21 protein-coding genes, 1 tRNA gene and 1 pseudogene are annotated in these 18,755 nt (G+C 59.6%); 11 read left to right on the top strand and 12 right to left on the bottom strand.

Annotation, left to right across the window (positions count from 1 at the left end; all coding sequences use genetic code 11):
* Positions 1–164 precede the first annotated feature (164 nt).
* Positions 165–638, bottom strand: coding sequence for a peroxiredoxin (locus C9383_RS05585; RefSeq protein ID WP_090366215.1), 474 nt, complete (start codon positions 636–638; stop codon positions 165–167).
* Between the two features lie 10 nt (positions 639–648).
* Complete coding sequence (locus tag C9383_RS05580) at positions 649–1,209, bottom strand: glycine cleavage system transcriptional repressor (RefSeq protein ID WP_003172487.1); 561 nt, start codon at positions 1,207–1,209, stop codon at positions 649–651.
* Positions 1,210–1,482: 273 nt separating this feature from the next.
* On the opposite strand from C9383_RS05580, the gene dapA reads away from it, so the two are divergent.
* The 5 genes from dapA (at position 1,483) to C9383_RS05555 (ending at position 5,171) form a co-directional block, all read left to right on the top strand.
* The gene (gene dapA / locus C9383_RS05575; RefSeq protein ID WP_090366213.1) at positions 1,483–2,361 is read left to right on the top strand and encodes a 4-hydroxy-tetrahydrodipicolinate synthase; all 879 of its coding nucleotides are present in this window, start codon (positions 1,483–1,485) and stop codon (positions 2,359–2,361) included.
* 17 nt (positions 2,362–2,378) lie between these two features.
* The gene (bamC, locus tag C9383_RS05570; protein WP_060753703.1) at positions 2,379–3,494 is read left to right on the top strand and encodes an NlpB/DapX family lipoprotein; all 1,116 of its coding nucleotides are present in this window, start codon (positions 2,379–2,381) and stop codon (positions 3,492–3,494) included.
* 4 nt (positions 3,495–3,498) lie between these two features.
* Positions 3,499–4,257: an MBL fold metallo-hydrolase gene (locus C9383_RS05565; RefSeq protein WP_060753702.1), complete on the top strand. Its 759-nt coding sequence runs from the start codon at positions 3,499–3,501 to the stop codon at positions 4,255–4,257.
* Between the two features lie 27 nt (positions 4,258–4,284).
* Positions 4,285–4,998: a phosphoribosylaminoimidazolesuccinocarboxamide synthase gene (purC, locus tag C9383_RS05560; protein WP_010212191.1), complete on the top strand. Its 714-nt coding sequence runs from the start codon at positions 4,285–4,287 to the stop codon at positions 4,996–4,998.
* Positions 4,999–5,081: 83 nt separating this feature from the next.
* Positions 5,082–5,171: transfer RNA gene (locus C9383_RS05555), tRNA-Ser, on the top strand.
* A 473-nt stretch (positions 5,172–5,644) separates the two neighbouring features.
* Here the strand turns inward: C9383_RS05555 and C9383_RS05545 are convergent.
* Positions 5,645–6,871: an MFS transporter gene (locus C9383_RS05545; RefSeq protein ID WP_090366212.1), complete on the bottom strand. Its 1,227-nt coding sequence runs from the start codon at positions 6,869–6,871 to the stop codon at positions 5,645–5,647.
* 245 nt (positions 6,872–7,116) lie between these two features.
* Here C9383_RS05545 and C9383_RS05540 point away from each other — a divergent pair, with 245 nt between their 5' ends.
* Entirely contained in the window at positions 7,117–7,656 is a 540-nt protein-coding gene (locus C9383_RS05540; RefSeq protein WP_174554021.1) for a tetratricopeptide repeat protein, read from the top strand.
* A 71-nt stretch (positions 7,657–7,727) separates the two neighbouring features.
* On the opposite strand, the gene C9383_RS05535 is transcribed toward C9383_RS05540, so the two are convergent.
* The 3 genes from C9383_RS05535 to C9383_RS05520 form a co-directional block, all read right to left on the bottom strand.
* A complete protein-coding gene (locus C9383_RS05535; RefSeq protein WP_090366209.1) occupies positions 7,728–8,099 on the bottom strand; it encodes a helix-turn-helix domain-containing protein in 372 nt (123 codons plus the stop codon).
* A gap of 3 nt (positions 8,100–8,102) precedes the next feature.
* The gene (locus tag C9383_RS05530; protein WP_090366207.1) at positions 8,103–8,405 is read right to left on the bottom strand and encodes a type II toxin-antitoxin system HigB family toxin; all 303 of its coding nucleotides are present in this window, start codon (positions 8,403–8,405) and stop codon (positions 8,103–8,105) included.
* Between the two features lie 611 nt (positions 8,406–9,016).
* The gene (locus C9383_RS05520; RefSeq protein ID WP_090366204.1) at positions 9,017–9,895 is read right to left on the bottom strand and encodes an SMP-30/gluconolactonase/LRE family protein; all 879 of its coding nucleotides are present in this window, start codon (positions 9,893–9,895) and stop codon (positions 9,017–9,019) included.
* Between the two features lie 193 nt (positions 9,896–10,088).
* Between C9383_RS05520 and C9383_RS05515 the strand changes: the two genes are divergently transcribed.
* On the top strand, positions 10,089–10,991 hold the full coding sequence (locus C9383_RS05515) for a LysR family transcriptional regulator (RefSeq protein ID WP_060753829.1): 903 nt from the start codon (positions 10,089–10,091) through the stop codon (positions 10,989–10,991).
* On the opposite strand, the gene C9383_RS05510 is transcribed toward C9383_RS05515, so the two are convergent.
* Together C9383_RS05510 and tcuC are read right to left on the bottom strand one after the other, a co-directional pair.
* Positions 10,983–11,741, bottom strand: coding sequence for a substrate-binding domain-containing protein (locus C9383_RS05510; protein WP_060753696.1), 759 nt, complete (start codon positions 11,739–11,741; stop codon positions 10,983–10,985). The two genes, C9383_RS05515 and C9383_RS05510, sit on opposite strands and share 9 nt — an antisense overlap.
* Positions 11,741–13,045 (bottom strand): MFS transporter, encoded by a 1,305-nt coding sequence (gene tcuC / locus C9383_RS05505; protein WP_060753695.1) that lies wholly within the window; start codon positions 13,043–13,045, stop codon positions 11,741–11,743. The genes C9383_RS05510 and tcuC overlap by 1 nt, the downstream gene beginning before the upstream one ends.
* Before the next feature lie 198 nt (positions 13,046–13,243).
* On the opposite strand from tcuC, the gene C9383_RS28105 reads away from it, so the two are divergent.
* A complete protein-coding gene (locus C9383_RS28105; RefSeq protein WP_162843514.1) occupies positions 13,244–13,387 on the top strand; it encodes a hypothetical protein in 144 nt (47 codons plus the stop codon).
* A gap of 15 nt (positions 13,388–13,402) precedes the next feature.
* On the opposite strand, the gene C9383_RS05500 is transcribed toward C9383_RS28105, so the two are convergent.
* Positions 13,403–13,792 (bottom strand): VOC family protein, encoded by a 390-nt coding sequence (locus tag C9383_RS05500; RefSeq protein ID WP_060753694.1) that lies wholly within the window; start codon positions 13,790–13,792, stop codon positions 13,403–13,405.
* 43 nt (positions 13,793–13,835) lie between these two features.
* Positions 13,836–14,012, bottom strand: a complete 177-nt coding sequence (locus tag C9383_RS28100) for a hypothetical protein (RefSeq protein ID WP_162843513.1) — start codon at positions 14,010–14,012, stop codon at positions 13,836–13,838.
* Between the two features lie 129 nt (positions 14,013–14,141).
* Between C9383_RS28100 and C9383_RS05495 the strand changes: the two genes are divergently transcribed.
* Both C9383_RS05495 and C9383_RS05490 read left to right on the top strand, forming a co-directional pair.
* On the top strand, positions 14,142–15,077 hold the full coding sequence (locus C9383_RS05495) for a LysR substrate-binding domain-containing protein (protein WP_060753693.1): 936 nt from the start codon (positions 14,142–14,144) through the stop codon (positions 15,075–15,077).
* A 93-nt stretch (positions 15,078–15,170) separates the two neighbouring features.
* Entirely contained in the window at positions 15,171–15,533 is a 363-nt protein-coding gene (locus C9383_RS05490) for a 5-carboxymethyl-2-hydroxymuconate Delta-isomerase (RefSeq protein WP_090366203.1), read from the top strand.
* A 27-nt stretch (positions 15,534–15,560) separates the two neighbouring features.
* Here C9383_RS05490 and C9383_RS05485 read toward each other — a convergent pair.
* Both C9383_RS05485 and C9383_RS05480 read right to left on the bottom strand, forming a co-directional pair.
* A pseudogene (locus C9383_RS05485) lies at positions 15,561–15,866 on the bottom strand (LysR family transcriptional regulator); the annotation flags it as partial.
* A 174-nt stretch (positions 15,867–16,040) separates the two neighbouring features.
* The gene (locus C9383_RS05480; protein ID WP_090366202.1) at positions 16,041–17,678 is read right to left on the bottom strand and encodes a 5-guanidino-2-oxopentanoate decarboxylase; all 1,638 of its coding nucleotides are present in this window, start codon (positions 17,676–17,678) and stop codon (positions 16,041–16,043) included.
* A gap of 111 nt (positions 17,679–17,789) precedes the next feature.
* Between C9383_RS05480 and C9383_RS05475 the strand changes: the two genes are divergently transcribed.
* Positions 17,790–18,668, top strand: a complete 879-nt coding sequence (locus tag C9383_RS05475; protein ID WP_090366201.1) for a LysR substrate-binding domain-containing protein — start codon at positions 17,790–17,792, stop codon at positions 18,666–18,668.
* The last annotated feature ends 87 nt before the right edge of the window (positions 18,669–18,755 follow it).

Raw genomic sequence — 18,755 nt, 5'->3', positions numbered from 1 at the left:
AGCCAGTCGACGACCAGCTTGATTCGTTGGTTCATAGGGGACTCTTGGTTCCAGGGCATGATCAGTTACCTCCTGATCATGCGTATTAGCCTGTAAACCATGTCCCCGGTTAGAAATGTAAACGATGTCCCCGGTTTGTACCGGGGCAAGCCCGCTCACTACAATCAGTGCTTGTTCAAGGCTTGCGCCGCAGCCAGAACGGCATCCACGTGACCTGGCACTTTCACACCACGCCATTCCTGGCGCAGCACCCCTTCGCTGTCGATCAGGAAGGTGCTGCGATCCACGCCCAGGTATTCCTTGCCGTACAGCTTCTTCAGCTTGATTACGTCAAACAGTTGGCAAACCGCTTCGTCCTTGTCGCTGATCAGCTCGAACGGGAACGCCTGCTTGCCCTTGAAGTTCTCGTGGGACTTCACGCTGTCACGCGACACGCCAAAGACTTCGGTGTTGGCGGCCTGGAAGGCTGCGTACTGGTCACGGAAACCCTGGCCTTCGGTGGTGCAGCCCGGGGTGCTGTCCTTGGGGTAGAAGTAGATCACCACTTGCTTGCCCTTGAGGGCTGCGAGGCTGAAGGTCTGGCCGCTGGTGGCCTGGGCTTCGAAATCGGTCACGGGTGTGTCGATGGCTACCGGCATGAGGACTTCCTTACATTGGGTTCTGAGGGCGCCATGGTTCGATCAGGGCGTCAAGGTTCAGGGCGTCGGCGAAATCCAGGAACTGGTCGCGCAGCCAGCTGATCTGCACGCCGGCCGGCAGGGTCACGGTGAACGTGGCGTTGAGCATGGTGCCGCCGGTTTGGGGCGCCTGATAGGTATCACAGGTCAGGTTCTCCAGCTCGACGTTATGATCGATGAAGAACTGGCACAGCTCATTGACGATGTCCGAGCGATAAGCCGAGCTGACATACGCCACATAAGGCAGCGCCTGAGGGCGATTCTCCAGCGCGGCACTGCGTACCACGTTGACGGTGAAGTCGTGCTTCTTGGCCAGGCCCGGCAAGCCGGTCTCCAGGCGCGCCAAGGCATCCCAGGTGCCGGAAATCTGCAGGACCAGCGCACTGCACTCGCCGTGGCGGGTCAGGCGGGAGGTCACGACGGCGCAGCGGTTCTCATGGCTGGCGCGGCACAGGACGTTGGTCAGCTCCATGGGGTTGGCGCCGAGGGCACTGATAACAAGGAATTGTTCGCGAACTGTGGGGGTGGACATGCAGCCTTCCTAAAGCGATGAGCGGTCGATACCGTGTGGGCTGTATCGATCAAAGGATCAAGGGTAGCGAAAAGCGTCGCCAAGGGCTAGGAGGCGGCGTTTTCATTGCGCGACCGGTCTGGTTTCATCGTGCTTCAGGCCATGCTTTGGCCCAATGATGGCATTGCCCGTCGTTTAGTTGATCCAGAACGCGTCCTCAGACGGTACTTCGCTTGTGCAAGCATCTTGGCGCCAGTACCATTACGGCTCTCTTTTTCCGGCAGGAGCGGTTGCATGATTGCGGGCAGTATGGTGGCACTGGTCACACCCATGGATGCACAAGGTCATCTCGACTGGGACAGCCTGGGCAAGCTGGTGGACTTCCACCTGCAAGAAGGCACCAATGCCATTGTTGCGGTCGGCACCACGGGTGAATCGGCGACTCTCGATGTGGAAGAACACATCCAGGTGATCGAATTCGTGGTCAAGCGTGTCGCGGGCCGCATTGCCGTCATCGCCGGTACGGGCGCCAACTCGACGCGTGAAGCGATCGAGCTGACCAAAAACGCCAAGAAGGCCGGCGCCGACGCTTGCCTGCTGGTGACCCCGTACTACAACAAGCCGACCCAGGAAGGTTTGTACCAGCACTTTCGCGCCATCGCCGAAGCTGTCGAGATCCCGCAGATCCTCTACAACGTCCCGGGCCGTACCGCCTGCGACATGAAGGCTGAGACCGTGATCCGCCTGTCCACCGTGCCGAACATCATCGGTATCAAGGAAGCCACCGGCGACCTGCAGCGCGCCAAGGACATCCTGGCCGGCGTGAGCAGCGATTTCCTGGTGTATTCCGGTGACGACGCCACGGCTGTCGAGCTGATCCTGCTGGGTGGCAAGGGCAACATCTCCGTGACCGCCAACGTGGCCCCGCGTGCCATGAGCGAAATGTGCGCCGCCGCCATTGCCGGTGATGCCGTGACCGCCCGAGCGATCCACGAGAAGCTGATGCCGCTCAACAAGACCCTGTTTATTGAATCCAACCCTATTCCCGTGAAATGGGCACTGACTGAAATGGGCATGATGCCGGACGGTATCCGTCTGCCGCTCACCCGTCTCAGCGAAGCCTGTCACGAACCGCTGCGACAGGCCCTGCGCCAGTCCGGCGTCCTGGTTTAATTGAGGAAGCATTACGCATGAAGCGATTGGCCGGACTTTCCGCACTTGCCTTGATTATCTCCAGCACCAGTGGCTGCGGTTGGATTTGGGGCCCGGAAGGCTACTTCCGTGACCGCGGCAGCGACTACCTGGACGCGCAAGCGACCAAGCCGATGCAACTGCCGCCTGATGTCAATGTCGCCAAGCGCCTTGACCCACTGCTGCCGATTCCACGCAACGTTGCCGATGAAACCATCAAAGGCGAGTTCGTGGTACCGCGTCCACAGCCGATCACGGCCGTGGCGGATGCCAGCGACTACAGCCTGCAGAAAAGCGGCGACAACCGTTGGATCGTGGCGCAGCGCCCACCTGCCGAAGTCTGGCCGGTGGCGGTGCAGTTCTTCCAGGACAACGGTTTCCGCATTGACCAGCAGCGCCCGCAGACCGGTGAGTTCACCACGGCCTGGCAGCACGGCAGTGAACTGTCCGCTAACATGGCCCAGCGTCTGCAGGCCGGTGGTGTAGCGGCCGACAGCGAAGCCCGTGTGCGTGTGCGCATCGAGCCTGGCGTGCAGCGTAATACCAGTGAAGTCTATGTGGTCAGCGCCGAGCGTCCTGCCGGCAGCACGGCCAATGTCGAATTCACCAACCGCTCGGTCAACACCGGCGTTGACGCCGCGCTGGTCGATGAGATGCTGGCCAACATGAGCCGTATCTCCGAGAAGGGCGGTTCGGTTTCCCTGCTTGCCGCACGCGACTACGATACGCCTAACCGCGTCAGCCTCTCCGAAGACGGCAGCGGCAACGTGGTGCTGAACCTGGGTGAAGACCTGGATCGTGCCTGGGCCAGTGTAGGCCGTGCGTTGGAGAAGGGCCCTTGGCGTGTTGAGGACATCAACCGCAGCCTGGGCCTGTACTACATCAACGTGGCGGAAAAGGCCGAGAAGAAAGACGACGAGCCAGGTTTCTTCGGCAAGTTGTTTGGCAGCCAGCCGACCAAGGAAGAGATCGAAACCCGCGCCGAGCGTTATCAGGTTCGTTTGAGCAAGGTGGGCGACAGCGTGCAGGTCACCGTCGAGAAGAACATCAACACCGTTGCGCCGGCTGAAACCGCACGCAAGGTGTTGGGCGTGATTCAGGACAACCTGGGCTGATCCGATGCGTTTTGCCGTTCTCGGCAGCGGTAGCCAAGGGAACGGCACGCTGGTCGCTCATGACGACACGTACGTGCTGGTCGATTGTGGTTTCTCGTTAAGAGAAACCGAGCGGCGCCTGCTGCGCCTGGGGGTTCACCCCGCGCAGTTGAGCGCGATTCTGGTGACCCACGAACATGCCGACCATGTGCATGGCGTGGGTTTGCTGTCTCGGCGCTACAATCTGCCGGTGTACCTGAGTCGCGGCACCTTGCGCGGGATGCGCAAACCCATTGAGCCTGCGGGTTTCCTGGCCGATGGTGAGCAACTGCAGATCGGCGCGTTGAGCGTTAACGTGATTGCCGTGGCGCACGACGCCCAGGAGCCGACGCAATACGTATTCAGCGACGGTGAGCGGCGTTTCGGTGTGCTCACCGACCTGGGTTCCTACTGTGCGAAGGTGCTGGACGGTTACCGCAACCTCGATGCCTTGATGATCGAGTCCAACCACTGTCGTGACCTGCTGGCTCGTGGTCATTACCCGTACTTTCTCAAGCAGCGGGTGGGTGGCGAACTGGGACATTTGAACAACCACCAGGCGGCGTACCTGGTGTATGAGTTGGGCTGGCAAGACCTGCAACACCTGGTCCTGGCCCATCTGAGCAGCAAGAACAACCTGCCGACGCTTGCCCGGCAATGTTTTGTCGACACCCTCGGGTGCGACCCGGACTGGCTGCAACTGGCCGATCAAGATTCAGGGCTCGACTGGCGACATATCGCCTAGCCCACCTCACTCAAAGCGGAGCCCATCATGGAAAAACGTGAAGAACTCTACCGCGGCAAGGCCAAGTCGGTTTACAAGACCGACGACGCCAACCGCCTGATCCTGCTGTTTCGCAACGACACTTCGGCGTTCGACGGCAAGCGCATCGAACAGCTTGATCGCAAAGGCATGGTGAACAACAAGTTCAACGCCTTCATCATGCAGAAACTCGAAGCGGCCGGCATTCCGACCCAATTCGACAAACTGCTGGGCGACAACGAGTGCCTGGTGAAGAAGCTGGACATGATCCCGGTCGAGTGCGTCGTGCGTAACTACGCCGCCGGCAGCCTGGTCAAGCGCCTGGGCGTGGAAGAGGGCCTCAAGCTCAACCCCTACACCTTCGAGCTGTTCCTGAAGGACGACGCCAAGGGCGACCCGTTCATCAACGAATCCCACGTTGTGGCGTTCGGCTGGGGCACCGCTGAGCAACTGGCACGCATGAAGGAGTTGTCCCTCAAGGTCAACGACGTGCTGAGCAAGCTGTTCGACGACGCCGGCCTGCTGCTGGTCGACTTCAAGCTGGAATTCGGTGTATTCCACGACGGCTCCATCGTCCTGGGCGACGAATTCAGCCCGGACGGCTGCCGCCTGTGGGACAAAGACACCAAGAAAAAGATGGACAAAGACCGCTTCCGCCAGGGCCTCGGTGACGTTATCGAAGCCTACGAAGAAGTCGCCAACCGTCTCGGCGTACCGCTTTAATCGACGCAAGCATCTGATAGCACGGAAAAAAATCTCTTTTGGGGTTTGCTTCCGTGAAACACACTGTTATGATGCGCGCCGTTGGAGAGATGCCAGAGTGGCCGAATGGGACGGATTCGAAATCCGTTGTACCTTCACCGGTACCTAGGGTTCGAATCCCTATCTCTCCGCCATTACATAGAAAAAGCCCCGTAGCTGAGTGAGCTACGGGGCTTTTTCGTTTTTGGCAGAGCAGTTCATCAAATCCATAATCAGCTCAGCCGCTCTCTGATAAACCGATCACGTGGCTATAGAACGTATGGCGTTGTCTTCCAACCTCGACATCACTTCTTACCCTGTGGCTTTGACGGCGACTTTTTATCCTTCTCCTTCACCGTTTCCCTTGGTCTTTTCTTTGCCTCAGCCTCTGTCACGTACTCTCCGGTGACGGCATCACGATATCTGGTTGGCATGTAAGCTCCTTGGCAGTACGTCGCCACATGGCGACCCTTTCGAGGCTAGTTCAGGGGCGTGGGTACACAAGCTTCACTGTGAGAGTTTTCATTACGAAGCTTTTCCAAATCGGGACTTGCGATGAGCGTCCGCTGAAAAATAAAAAAGCCTGCCAAGCTCAATGCTTAGCAGGCTTTTCAACAGCTCTTTCTGCTCAGGCAGATTGCGCTACCAAGCTATTACTCACATTTCGCCCCAGCACCAGCACCGTGACAAAACCTACGCCGACCAACGCCGTAGCCAGGCTCAACAGCACCGAGCTACCCATCTGGTCCACAATCCGCCCGCCGAAGAATGAACCCAAGGCAATGATCACCTGAAACAAGGCGACGAACAGTGGCATACCGCGTTCAACATCCTTGGGCGCCACGACAAACATCCAGATACTGGCGCAAGCCGGGAAGGCACCAAAGGCGAAGCCCCAGAGTGCGATCAACATCGTCGCGCCGATCAGGCCGGTGGCGAAGTAGGGGAACAGGGCGGTGCTGGTGCCGATCATCAGTGCGACCAGCAGCAGGGTGTAGCGCACGCTGCGGTTGGCGGCGAAGCCGGCAAAAATGTTACCGGCGACACCGGCTATGCCAAACATCAGCAGCAGTGAGCCAATGGTCTGGCCGTCGAAGCCGGAGCTGTTCTTGAAGAACGGCGCGACGTAGGTGTAGGCGGCAAAGTGTGCCAGGCCGATCAGCAACACGGCGATCAAACCGACCCGAGCGCGTGGGTTGATAAACAAGGCCGGCAGGTCACTGATGAGGATGGCCTTTTCCGGGTCGAGCCGCGGCAGCAAAAAGACCTGCGCCAGCAGCACGGGCACGCCTACCAGCGCGGTGACCAGGAAGGTCATGCGCCAGCCCATCAGGCCGCTGAGCCAGGTGCCGACGGGCACGCCGAGGACGGTGGCCAGGGTCACTCCCATCATGATGATCGAGGTGGCCTTCGCCACGCCCACGCCTCTGGGAGCGAGGCGGCCGCTGAGGGTGATGGCGGTGGCCCAGAACCCGCCGATGCTGATGCCCAGCAGGACGCGACCGAACAGCAGCAGGCTGAAGTCACTGGCGAACGCCACGACGGTGTTGGCGATGATCATGATCAGCGTCAGGCCGATCAATAAATAGCGGCGGTCCATGGCGCCAATCATCACAGACAGCAACGGGGCGGCGAGGGCGGCCATGATGCCGGGCAGGGTGACCATCAGGCCGGCATGGCCGGCACTGATGCCGAGGTCGCTGGCGACATCATTGAGTACGCCCACCGGCAGGAATTCACTGGTCACCAGGGCGAAGGCACCCACCGCGACCGAGAGAATCGCCAGCCACTGCTGTTTGACACTTTGTTGATCATGTTCCGGGCGGCCGCTTGGGGCCTGGCTGGCACTTGGCATGGTATCGGGTTCCAGAAAGATGTGTCGCCTGAAGCCAGGCGCAGGGGAGGAGAAACTGGAGGCGATTATATAAATCGTTTTTAGCAACCACCGAGGCGCTCGTTTCGATAATAACCATCAGTACAATCGATTCGACGCTCATTAGGCCGACAGTCAGACCACGCTTAACCTGCCAGTAAAAATGGCGCATGGTGGCAGATATCTCTTGTTGCTGTTCTTCCTCAGTGTGACGGAGCATGACCATCATGAAGACTTACCGTGAGCAGGCCGTTGGTTACCGCAGCGCATTTCTCCTGGCTGCGGCTTTATTTGCAGGCCAGGTTCTCGCATCCGGGGACGAACCGGCGCCGCCCAAGCCGAACTGCTCCAAAGGCCAGGTCTGGGATACCAAGAGCGGAAAATGCGTGCTGCAAACCAGCAAGGCCATCTCGGACGCCGACCGTACCGATTACGCGTACCGCCTGGCCAAGGATGGGCAGTACGATGAAGCGCTGGCCTTGCTCGACACTCTGCAAAACCCCAACACCGCCAAGGCCCTCAACTACCGTGGTTATGCCACGCGCAAACTGGGACGCACCGATGAAGGCATCGGTTATTACCTGAAGTCCGTTGCGCTCGACCCCAACTATGCCCAGGTCCGCGAGTACCTGGGTGAGGCATATGTGATCAAGGGGCGTATGGATTTGGCGCAGGAACAATTGGCGAAAATCAAAGCCCTGTGCAGCACCAGCTGCGAAGAATATCAGGACCTGGCCGAAGCCATTGCGGCCGCGCCGCAGGCGTGACGCCGAGCGCTATTTCGAACATCCGAGTGCGAGGCGACGCTTTAAGTGCAATGCCTGCCTGGGTTTAGTACTCAGCAGGCTTTTATCGGCTTGATAAGGCTTTGTGCCGGAATTCCAAACATCTCATGCAATTTCCAGATCATCGGTAAAGTGAGGGCACGTTTTCCATTCAGTACTTCGTAAACGCGGTTCTGGCGACCGATGGCGGGCACCAGGTCTGCAGCTGACAGGCCAGATTGTTCCATGCGAAATCGAATCGCGTCGATTGGGTTAGGTAGGTCAATTGGGAAGTGCTTCGTCTCGTAAGACTCGATAAGAGTGATCATTACGTCAAAGTAATCACCTTCCGGTGTCCCGGGCTCCGGTTCGTTATCGAACAATGGGGAGACCGACTTCAGCGCGTCTTTGTAGTCTTGTTCGGTATGGATAGGTCGGATTTTCATGGGTTACTCCGTTTCAACCGTATCGGCATCAATTGCGTCGTATTGTTCATGCGTACCGACGAACTTTATATAGAGAGCCCCGTAGCGGTATGCCACAGAGACTACGAGCCGGTAGTCATTACCTTTGATGTTGAATACGACCCTGCGGCCTTTGAGAATGCTGGCATTGCGAAACTGTTGTTTGAGAAGTGCCGGTGTTGACCAGTTTGCATTTTTTGCCTCATCCAGCCAGGCGAGTAAGGGTTGCTCTGAATCAGGGTACTTTTGCCAGAAACTCTTGAGTTGACTGATCGCGATAATTCTCATGCGAAGATCCTAGTCCCAAGGCGGGACCTATGCAAGTGTGTGCTTTTTTGATTCCGGCTTTTCAAGCGCAGCCGACATGTCTGAGCACGGACACGTGGGCTGGGGAGTAATCAAAAATTGAGTTCTATGCCGTTTGTCAGGCTTCTAAAAGGGAGTTTTCCCACATAGAAAATTCCCCTCGTAGCCATGCATAAGCGGGCCCAGAAACATGAAGGGGCCACAGGCATACAAAGGGGAAGGTGAGGGAGGGGTTTTGCACACTGGGAGCTTCAATGGCAGAGGGATGCCGGCCCATAGCGTCATCCCGCACCACGCTCGCGCCGTATCGTTTTCTGTGGGTTGCTGAGTACCAGTGGTGGAGCTGGCGCGTTTGTCGGGAAGTGAGAACTGCACGCCGATACAGCCCGATAGACAAGAAATCAGCATTGCGGCAATGATGGTTTTTTCCATGTAAGACCTACTGAGAGGGGGGCATCCAAGCTCTCAGTATCGACGTCAGCTGGCGTTATGCATGATTTAATAAGAGTTAAATTACTGATATTTATGACTTTATGTTTAATGGGTCAGGCAGGCCAGAAAATTTTAGTGGTGCTGATCTGCTTCATGCCCACCTAGGGTAAAACTTTGCGGCTTTCCGGCACCAGTTCCAACACCCGGTTCCTACCCCCTTCCGCCAGCAGATAGGTGCCCCGTCCTGTCGGCACAATCGATTGCGGCGCCTTCAAGAACGACAGAATGGTCTGCTGCTCGCCCCGAGGGTCAATCAACAACAGGCGTGCCCGGTGCGTCGAGTCTTCGTTGACCCACAACCCGCGCTCATCACACATCAGGAAAGTTGGCTTGTTCAAGCCCGCCAGCACCACCGGGTCGCTGCCATCATCGGTCAGTTCGCGGACCACGCCTTTTTTCTTTTCGGTATAGAGCATGCGCCCATCCGTGCAACGCACGATGGATTCGCCTTCTTCGACCTGATCGCGCAGCACGCTCAGGGACTGGTCGCTCCAGCGGTAGCGCATCAGGCGGCCGGTGGGCTTGCGGTCTTCAATGGCGTACAGGTCGTCGCCCTCGACCCACAGGCCCTGTACGTTTTCACCGCGGAACAACTCCGTGACGGCGCCGTCCTTGAGAAAGCTGACCGGCGCGCCACCTGATTCCTGGCTGAACACCCAGCCGCCACGGGTGGCGACCATGCCGTCGGGTTTGGACAGGTTGGCCACTACGACTTCGCGTTGCCCATCCGCGTGGATCCGCACAATGCTGCCCAGCCCGTCCTTGAGTTCCTGGCTGACCATCAGCGAGCCATCGTGCAGGGGCATCAGCGATGCCGCCTTGGCCACGTCTCGATGAATCACGCTATAGCTCCAGCCGTCGCTCGCCCGCACCGGATAGAAACTCTGCCAGGCAAAAAAGCCCAGGGTAGCGAGGCATAGCGGGCCAAGGATCCATGCGCCGCAGCGCAGCGCCTGGTGTTTTTTTATTATTCGATTCATGGAGGTACGCCGGTAGGAGTGGGAAAAAATAATCGAGTCGGACACCCTACCAAGGCTGCCATTGAACTTCACCCCGGGAAAATCGGCTGTCCCCGAAAACCATGCTTCCAATCGACGTCCAGCCCCGGGTACATGACGTCCCATCCGCTCCCGTACGATAATGCCCCCATCCTGACAGCCACTGGCCACCTTCGTGATCATCAACTTCGACCTCAACGACCTTCAAGCCTTCCGCGCTGTGGTAGACAAAGGCAGTTTTCGCGGTGCCGCCGAGGCCATCCGAATCTCGCAACCGGCTCTTAGCCGACGTATCGAAAAGCTCGAATCCGCCCTCGATGTGAAGCTGTTCGAGCGCACCACCCGACGGGTCAACCTGACCATGGTCGGCCGTGCGTTCCTGCCCCAGGTGGAGCGTATTCTCGACGACCTCGACATCGCCCTGATGGGCATCAGCAATGTGGCGTCCACGCGGATGGGCAACGTCACCATCGCCTGCGTGCCGTCCACCGCTTATTACTTCATGCCCCATGTGATCTCCGAGTTTCACAAGCTCTATCCGAAGATTCGCCTGCAGGTGCTGGATGCCAGCGCCGGTGAGGTCTGCAACGCCGTGGAGAGCGGCGAGGCGGATTTCGGTGTGAGTTTCAGCGGCAGCCTGGCCGATGAAGTGGAATTCGAACTGCTGTTGCAGGAGCGCTACGTCCTGGCCTGCCGGCATGACCACCCGCTGGCCGGGCGCCAGAGTGTGAGTTGGGCTGAAGCCTACGAATACGACTACATCACCGTGGACAAGTCCTCGGGCAACCGCTTTCTGCTGGACCAGGCCCTGCGCGGCGTGCGGGTGAAGAAACCGAGTGTCTGCGAGACCCACCACGTGACCACGATGATCGGGCTGGTGGAGGCGGGGTTGGGCGTGGCGATGGTGCCATCGATTGCGATGCCGGCGGGCGAACACCCGATCCTGGTGAGTGTGCCGCTGGTGGAACCGCAGGTGATGCGCAATGTGGGCTTGATCAAGCGCCGCGGGCGGACGTTGCCGCCGGCGGCGCTGGAGTTGGAGCGGTTGGTACGGGAGATGCCGTTTCGGTCAGCGTGACACCGAGTCCAGGCCGGTGGATTGCACCACCGGTTGCGCCTCGGGTGAAGCCAGGAACTTCAGCAGTGCCTTGGCCTGGGCCGGGTGTTTGGCGTTGACCGGAATCCCCGCCGCAAAGCGTGTCACCGACTGCACGTCTTCCGGGATCTTGCCCACAAACGTCACCCCTGGTATCGGCAACAGTTCCGCCACCTGCTGCAAGCCGACCTCGTAGTCACCCTTGGCGACCTGTTCGGCCACCGGCAGGCGCTCGATCATCGTGCCTTTGGCGGGCATGCCGAGCTTTTTGAACAGTTCCTTCTCGACATACACGCCGCTGGCGCTGTCCGAATAAGCCACGGATTTGGCCTGGGTCAGCGTGGCCTTCAATTCGGCGTCAGTGCCGATCGCCGGTTTGGCCGCGCCGGCTTTCACCACCAGGCCAATACGCGAGTCCGCCAGTTCCACGCGGGACGCAGGGTCGACCTTGCCTTGCTTGATCAAGTCATCCAGCGCATAGCCGACCATGATCACCACATCGGCGGGTTCGCCACGCGCCAGACGGTTGGGAATCGCTTCCGGCGCCTTGCCCATGGACGGACCCAGGATGGTATTCAGGGTGTCGCCACTTTGTTTGGCATATTGCGGGCCGAGCAATTTATAGGCAGCGGTAAAACCACCGGAGGTCATCACGTTGAGTTCTTCGGCCTGCGCCGTCAGTGCCAGGGCGCCGAGTGCAAGGGCCGTAAGGCTGTTGAGTAGGGTGCGCATCATACAGCCTCCTGCAGCATCTGCCCGCGGGTATTGGCGCGACGGTACAGGGCCAAGGTCGAGCACAGGGCACACAGCGCGGCAAACATCATCCAGTAGGCCGGCGAAGCCTTGTCTTCGGTGACATGGATAAACCAGGTGGAGATCGCCGGGGTGAAACCACCGAAAATGGCGGTTGCCAGGCTATAAGCCAGGGAGAAACCGGCCACACGTACTTCCACCGGCATGATTTCGGTCAGGGCCGGGATCATTGCGCCGTTGTACATGCCGTACAGGAAGGAGAACCACAGCAGGGTTTCGAGCATATGCGCGAAGCTTGGCGCATTCACCACGAACGACAGCGCCGGGTAGGCGGTGATCACGGTGAGGGCGGTCATGGCCACCAGCACCGGCTTGCGTCCGAAGCGGTCGCTCAGGGTGCCGCCGATCGGCAGCCAGACAAAGTTCGACACCGCCACCAGCAACGTCACCAGCAAGGCGTCGGAAGTGCTCAGTTGCAGCACGGTCTTGCCGAAGGTCGGCGCGTAGACCGTGATCAGGTAGAACGCCGTGGTGGTCATGGCAACCATCAGCATGCCGCCGATCACCATGGTCCAGTTCTTCGCCAGGGTCGCCAGCACTTCGCGCATGCTTGGGCGATGTTTGCGGTTGGCGAACTCTTCGGTTTCCTGCAGGTTGCGTCGCAGTACAAAAATGAACGGGATGATCACGCAACCCAGGCCGAAGGGAATGCGCCAGCCCCAATCGGCAACTACAGCCGGTTCCATCCATTGGTTCAGGCCATAACCCAAGGCGGCCGCAACCACGATGGAGATCTGTTGGCTGCCGGACTGCCAACTGGTGTAGAAGCCTTTGCGGCCCGGTGTGGCCATTTCAGACAAGTACACCGACACGCCGCCCAGTTCCGCGCCGGCCGAAAAACCTTGCAGCAAGCGCCCCAGCAGCACCAGCAGCGGTGCCCACAGGCCAATGGTCTGATAACCCGGTACCAGCACGATCAGCAGCGTGCCGCTGGCCATGATCGACAGAGTCATGATCAACCCTTTGCGGCGACCGACGTCATCGATATAGGCACCCAGAACGATCGCGCCCAGTGGACGCATCAGGAAACCCGCGCCGAACACGGCGAAGGTCATCATTAATGACGCAAACTCATTGGCGGCGGGGAAGAACGCGGCAGCGATATAGGTGGCGTAGAAGCCGAACAGAAAGAAGTCGAACTGTTCGAGGAAGTTGCCCGAGGTAACGCGTAGTACTGCACCCACTTTCGAAGGGGCAGCGTCGGGCCGGGAAGGGCTAGTCATGGTTTTTGTGTCTCCAGCGTTCTTTTTAAGAGCTTGTTTCGCTTAAGACCCGGGATAGTGGCTGACACATTTAGAAATGATAAGTGAGTTATTTGGATGAATTGATGCGTAACCGTTATCAATTGGGGGCGTCCGCCCAAAATGCTTGCTCTGTTCTATGCTGGATGGGTGAACCATTCTTAAGGAAGGAAGGTGGCTATGAATAATGAGCAGAAGGAACGGGATGATCCGGAGCTTGCACAACCTCAGCGTCAGCGTGAGGAGGAAAAGCCCCAGACGTGGAAGCATGATGACTCTACGGAACTGTCACCGCTTGATGAGGAGATTCCGCTCAAGCGTTGAAAGGGTGTGCCCCGATCAATGGATCGGGGTACACAATTCCACCAGCGTGCCATCTGGGCAACGCACATAAGACACCACCTGCCCCCAGGGCCTGGTGCTCGGTGGCGACAGCTCTGTCGCGCCATGGACGAGGGCTTTGGCGTGGGCGGCGAACACGTCCTCGGTGACGAAACCCACTTCCATTCCTAGCGGTTTGCTGGAGGCATGGGCCTGCACGTGGCCGCCGTCGAAATTCATGCCCGCCAATTCGTGGGCGGCAAACGAGAGGGTGGTTTCGCCGGTTTCCAGCTCGCCATAGGTACCCGATTCATGCAGGAAACGGCGAGTGAAACCGAAGGCTATTTCAAAGAATGCCAGGGAGGCGGCAACGTCCGGCACATAGATGATGGTGTAGGCGAATTTCATGCTTGGCAGTCCTTGCTCACAAGTGGGTTGAGGCTATTCCAGATCAAACCAGCAGCGACGTCGGAAACCCCGCCGCCAGCACCATGTAGGCGACCACCGTCGCCAGGCACAAGCCGATAAAAACGCGCAGCAGTGTCCTCACGGTGGGGTTGGCGATGAATCGGACAACCCATAGACAAAACCCGGCCACGACAATGGCCAAGGCGATAATGAACAGCACGATGGTGTTCCTGTGACCTTCAAGAGCTGATTTATAGTCGCAAAGCCGCTCGATGAACAGTGTTCACATAGACGCAGCCCGGCGGCCTTTCTAAACTGCGCGTTGTCTTGGGGAGAGGGGCAGGCGCCGATGAATCGTAATGAACTACGCAAGGCCGACATCAACCTGATGGTGGTCTTCGAGGCACTGATGCTCGAACGCAACGTGACGCGGGTGGCGGAGAAGCTGTTTCTCGGCCAGCCGACCATCAGTTCGGCCCTCAACCGTTTACGCACCTTGTTCAATGACCCGCTGTTCATTCGCGTTGGCCACCGCATGGAACCGACGGCGCGGGCCGAGGAAATCATCCAGCACCTGTCGCCGGCCCTGGATTCGCTGTCGTCGGCCCTGAGCCTGACTCACGATTTCGACCCGTCCCGCAGCACCATGACCTTCCGTATCGGCCTGTCCGATGACGTCGAGTTTGGTCTGCTACCGCCGCTGTTGCGGGCTTTGCGCCAGGAAGCGCCCTTGGTGGTGTTTGTGGTGCAACATGTGGATTACTGGCGCATCCCTGACTTGTTGGCATCCGGTGATATCACCGTCGGCATCACCCAGACCCGCGGCCTGCCGGCCAATGCCAAGCGCAAGCTGTTGCGGCATATCCGCCCGTGCCTGCTACGCGCCGATGCCTCGGACACACCGCTGACCCTCGACGAATATTGCGCACGCCCTCATGTGCTGGTGTCGCACACCGCCAACGTGTCCGGGTTTGCCGATGAATGGCTGGCCGAGATCGGCCGCAAGCGCCAGGTAGTGCTGTCGGTGCCGCAATACAGCGCGCTGCCGGCGTTGCTCGCCGGCACCGACATGATCGCCAGCTTGCCGGACTACACCGCCCAGGCCATGGCCGCCAGCGGGCAGCTGTTCTGCGAGCCATTTCCGTTTGAAACCCCGACCCTCGACCTGTCCATGGTCTGGCTCAGCCACGTCGATACCGACCCGGCGGAACGCTGGATGCGCTCGCGGCTGGAGGCGTTCATGAGTGACCGCGACTCACTGGCGGCGCCGCCGGCAAAATCTTGAGATACCCCTTGAGGGAATACTGAAAGCGCTCTGAATCAGTGCGCCTGCGTGTTATACGTATGACTCTTTTCCTACAACCATCGGGAGCTTTTAATGCCGCACCTGCATCTGGAATACACCGCCAACCTCACGGACTTGCCTGTCGAGAAAACCCTGTTGCGGCTCAACAACGTGCTGATGGCGTCCGGGCAGTTCGCTTCCGAGTTCGATATCAAGAGCCGCGCAGTGAAGGTGGAGAATTTCCAGGTGGGCACCTCGCTCAGCCCACGCGGTTTTATCGCGGTCAAGCTGTCGCTGCTTAGCGGGCGGTCGCCGCAGATCAAGCAGCAGTTGTCGCAAAGCCTGTTGGCGGCCTTGCAGGACTTGGGCGAATGGCCGGCGGATGTGCAGGTTCAGCTCAGCGTGCAACTGGACGACATGGATCGTGAGTCCTACAGCAAAGTCGCAATCGGCTAAGGCTTGAAGCCGACGCCGTCACCAGGTCGAGGCGGCCTTCTGTTTCGGGTCGAAGGCCTGGCCGCCGGCGTGGCACAGGTTGATGCTCTCCAGGATCTTCTGCACATGGCCATACATGGTGGTGGCCTTGTAGGTCGGGCGCATGCCGGCCCGCGTGTTGATAAACAGCTCGTCTTCGAAGCTGGTGCGCAGCTTCTTCAGGCTGTAGCTCACGGTGGACTGACTGACGAACAGCGTTTCGGAGACCTCGGTAACGCTGCTCTGGTCATAGACGGCGATAAACACCATCAAGTCCTGCATATCGAGCTTTCTGAGCAAGTTACTGTTTAGCATCGGTTTCGTCCGTAAACCCGTTGTACCGAACTCAGTACAAGACTGCACAAAAGCTTAACGGAACGGCCGTACCAATAGAAAGCTCTGTAGGTCGTTTCTATGTTTGGTGTGGGACAAATAATGTTGGTAACACGACGTCAGTCCCCGCCTGCACGCCATCGATAGACACACCGTTCAATACCCTACGGCAGCTGCAACCTCCTGCATCCACAGTGCCTGGTCGACTTCAATCAGCGTCGGCCCCTGGCGATCCGTGGCGGCGCGCAAGGCCGCCCGCAACGGTTCGATGCCCCGCACACTTTCGGCCGCGCAGCCCAAGGCTTTAGCCACACCGATAAAGTCCGGCGTATAGATATCTACACCCACGGGTTCAATGGCGCGGTTGACCATGTATTTCTTGATCTCTTCGTAACCCTGGTTATTCCACAGCAGCACGATGACCGGCGTGCGGGCTTCCACGGCACTGGCCAGCTCCGGCAGGCTGAACTGCAACCCGCCGTCGCCGATCAGGCACACCACCGGCTGCCCGTCGCCACGTCCCAGCCAGGCGCCGATGGCGGCCGGCAAGGCATAGCCCAAGGTGCCGTAGCCGGTGGAAGAGTTGAACCAGCGCCGTGGGTGGTCGAGGTTCAGGGTCAGGTTGCCGCTGTACACCGGCTGGGTGGAATCACCTACCAGCACTGCACTCGGCAGTTCATCCAGAACCGTGTCGAGCAACAACGTCTGTGCGCGAGTGGCGGCATCCCAGGCCGGCGTCAGTTCCGCCCACAGGCGGGCGACTCGTTGGCCGCCCCAGGTCGAATCGCGGGTCGGCAATACCTGTTTGTGCAAGTCGTCGAGCAAGGCTGCGGCGGCGATTTGCGCGTCGGCCACCAGCGCCACCTGGGGCGGGTAGTTGCGCACGGTCTGGTCGGCGTCGATGTCGATACGCAGCAGCGCCCCTGGGATCTCGAAGCCACCGGCGAAGGTCACGTCATAGTCGGTTTCCGCCAGCTCCGTGCCGATCGCCAGCACCACATCGGCCTCGGCCACTAGCGCGCGCGTGGCGGGCAGGGTCTGGGTCGAGCCGATCAGCAGCGGATGGGAGGAGGGCAGCATGCCCTTGGCATTGATGGTCAGGGCTACCGGTGCGCCGAGGATTTCGGCCAGGCGCGTCAACTCAGGCGCGGCCTCGATGGCACCGCCGCCCGCCAGGATCAGCGGGCGTTTTGCTGCGCCAAGCAACTGGCCCATCTGCTTGACCGACGCGGGTGCCGCGCCGGCTCGCGCCACGCTGACGGGCGTACAGTCGAGCAATGCATCGGCGTTTTCCACCAGTACGTCCAGCGGAATTTCGATATGCACGGGGCGCGGTCGACCGGCCTGGAACACGGCAAAGGCCCGCGCCAGGACGCCCGGCAATTCTGCGGCCGACATCAAGGTATGGGAGAACGCCGCCACGCCCGCAATCATCGCGCTCTGGTTGGGCAGTTCGTGCAACTTGCCGCGCCCGCCGCCCAATTGGCTGCGCGATTGCACGCTGGAAATCACCAGCATCGGGATCGAGTCCGCGTACGCTTGGCCCATGGCGGTGGTGATATTGGTCATGCCGGGGCCGGTGATGATGAAGCACACGCCTGGCTTGCCGCGGGTACGCGCGTAACCATCAGCCATAAACCCGGCACCCTGTTCATGGCGCGGGGTGACGTGACGGATGCCGGAGCGTGCCAGGCCGCGGTACAGCTCCACGGTGTGCACGCCGGGAATGCCGAACACCTGGTCCACGCCGTAGCGTTCCAGGAGATTGACCAGTACTTCGCCGCAGGTCGCCATACATGTCGCTCTTGTGAGGGTTTCGAGGCGGTATTGGAGCGGCTGGGCGGTAGCGGCAACAATCGATAAAAAGTCATACTAGCCATGTCCCCACGTCATGGCTCAATTGCGATGAAACGTCTTCCTCCGCTGCCCGCCCTGCACACGTTCTGGGTCACCGCCCAGTGTTGCAACTTCACCCGCGCCGCCGAGCAATTGCATATCACCCAGGGCGCGGTGAGCCGGCAGATTGCCGGGTTGGAAAGCCACCTCGGCTACGCCTTGTTCCAGCGCCAGGCCCGGGGCTTGAGCTTGACCGAAGAGGGCCGTGAATGGTCGCTGCGCGTACAGCAAGTATTTGGCTTGATCGTGGATGCGCTGGAGCAGATAGGCGATCGTCGCGAAACCCTGCAACTCAAGGCGCCCACCTGTGTCATGCGTTGGTTGCTGCCACGCCTGATGCAATGGCAACGTGAACGTCCGGATGTGCCGGTGGAGCTCACCACCACCGTGGCCTACACCGTGGATTTTCGCCGCGAGTCATTCGACGCGGCGGTAATCTACGCGCCCATCGCCGAGCCACCTGCCGAAGCGCGGCATTTGTTTGATGAGCAACTCACGCCGGTCTGCGCTCCCGCCTTGCTCGGTGGTTTGCGGGCACCGGCCGACTTGCAGCAACAGGTGCTGCTGCACCCTACCCGGGATGGGCGGGATTGGGCGTTGTGGTTGAAAGCAGCGGATACGCGGCTGAGCAATCTGGCCCAGGGGCATCATTTCGAGACCTTGGATCTGGCCATGACGGTGGCGTCACAAGGTTCAGGCGTGGCGATCGGTGATAGCGCGTTGATTGGCGAGGATGTCACGGCCGGCAGGCTGGCGATGCCGTTTGAACTGCGGGTGCCGACGGGGATGGGGTATTACCTGGTGCGCCCACCGGGCGCCGAGCTGTCGGCAGGCCTTGAAGCACTAATGGAATGGCTGGCGAATCAAGCCAAACCCACCCCGACCTGACTTGTAGTGAGCGGGCTTGCCCCGGTACAAACCGGGGACATCGTTTACATTTCTAACCGGGGACATGGTTTACAGGCTAATACGCAT

It is taken from the genome of Pseudomonas palleroniana (assembly GCF_003031675.1).
GTDB lineage: Bacteria > Pseudomonadota > Gammaproteobacteria > Pseudomonadales > Pseudomonadaceae > Aquipseudomonas > Aquipseudomonas palleroniana.
The sequence above is the reverse complement of the archived record's forward strand: the minus strand, read 5'-3'. Positions and strand labels throughout refer to the sequence as shown.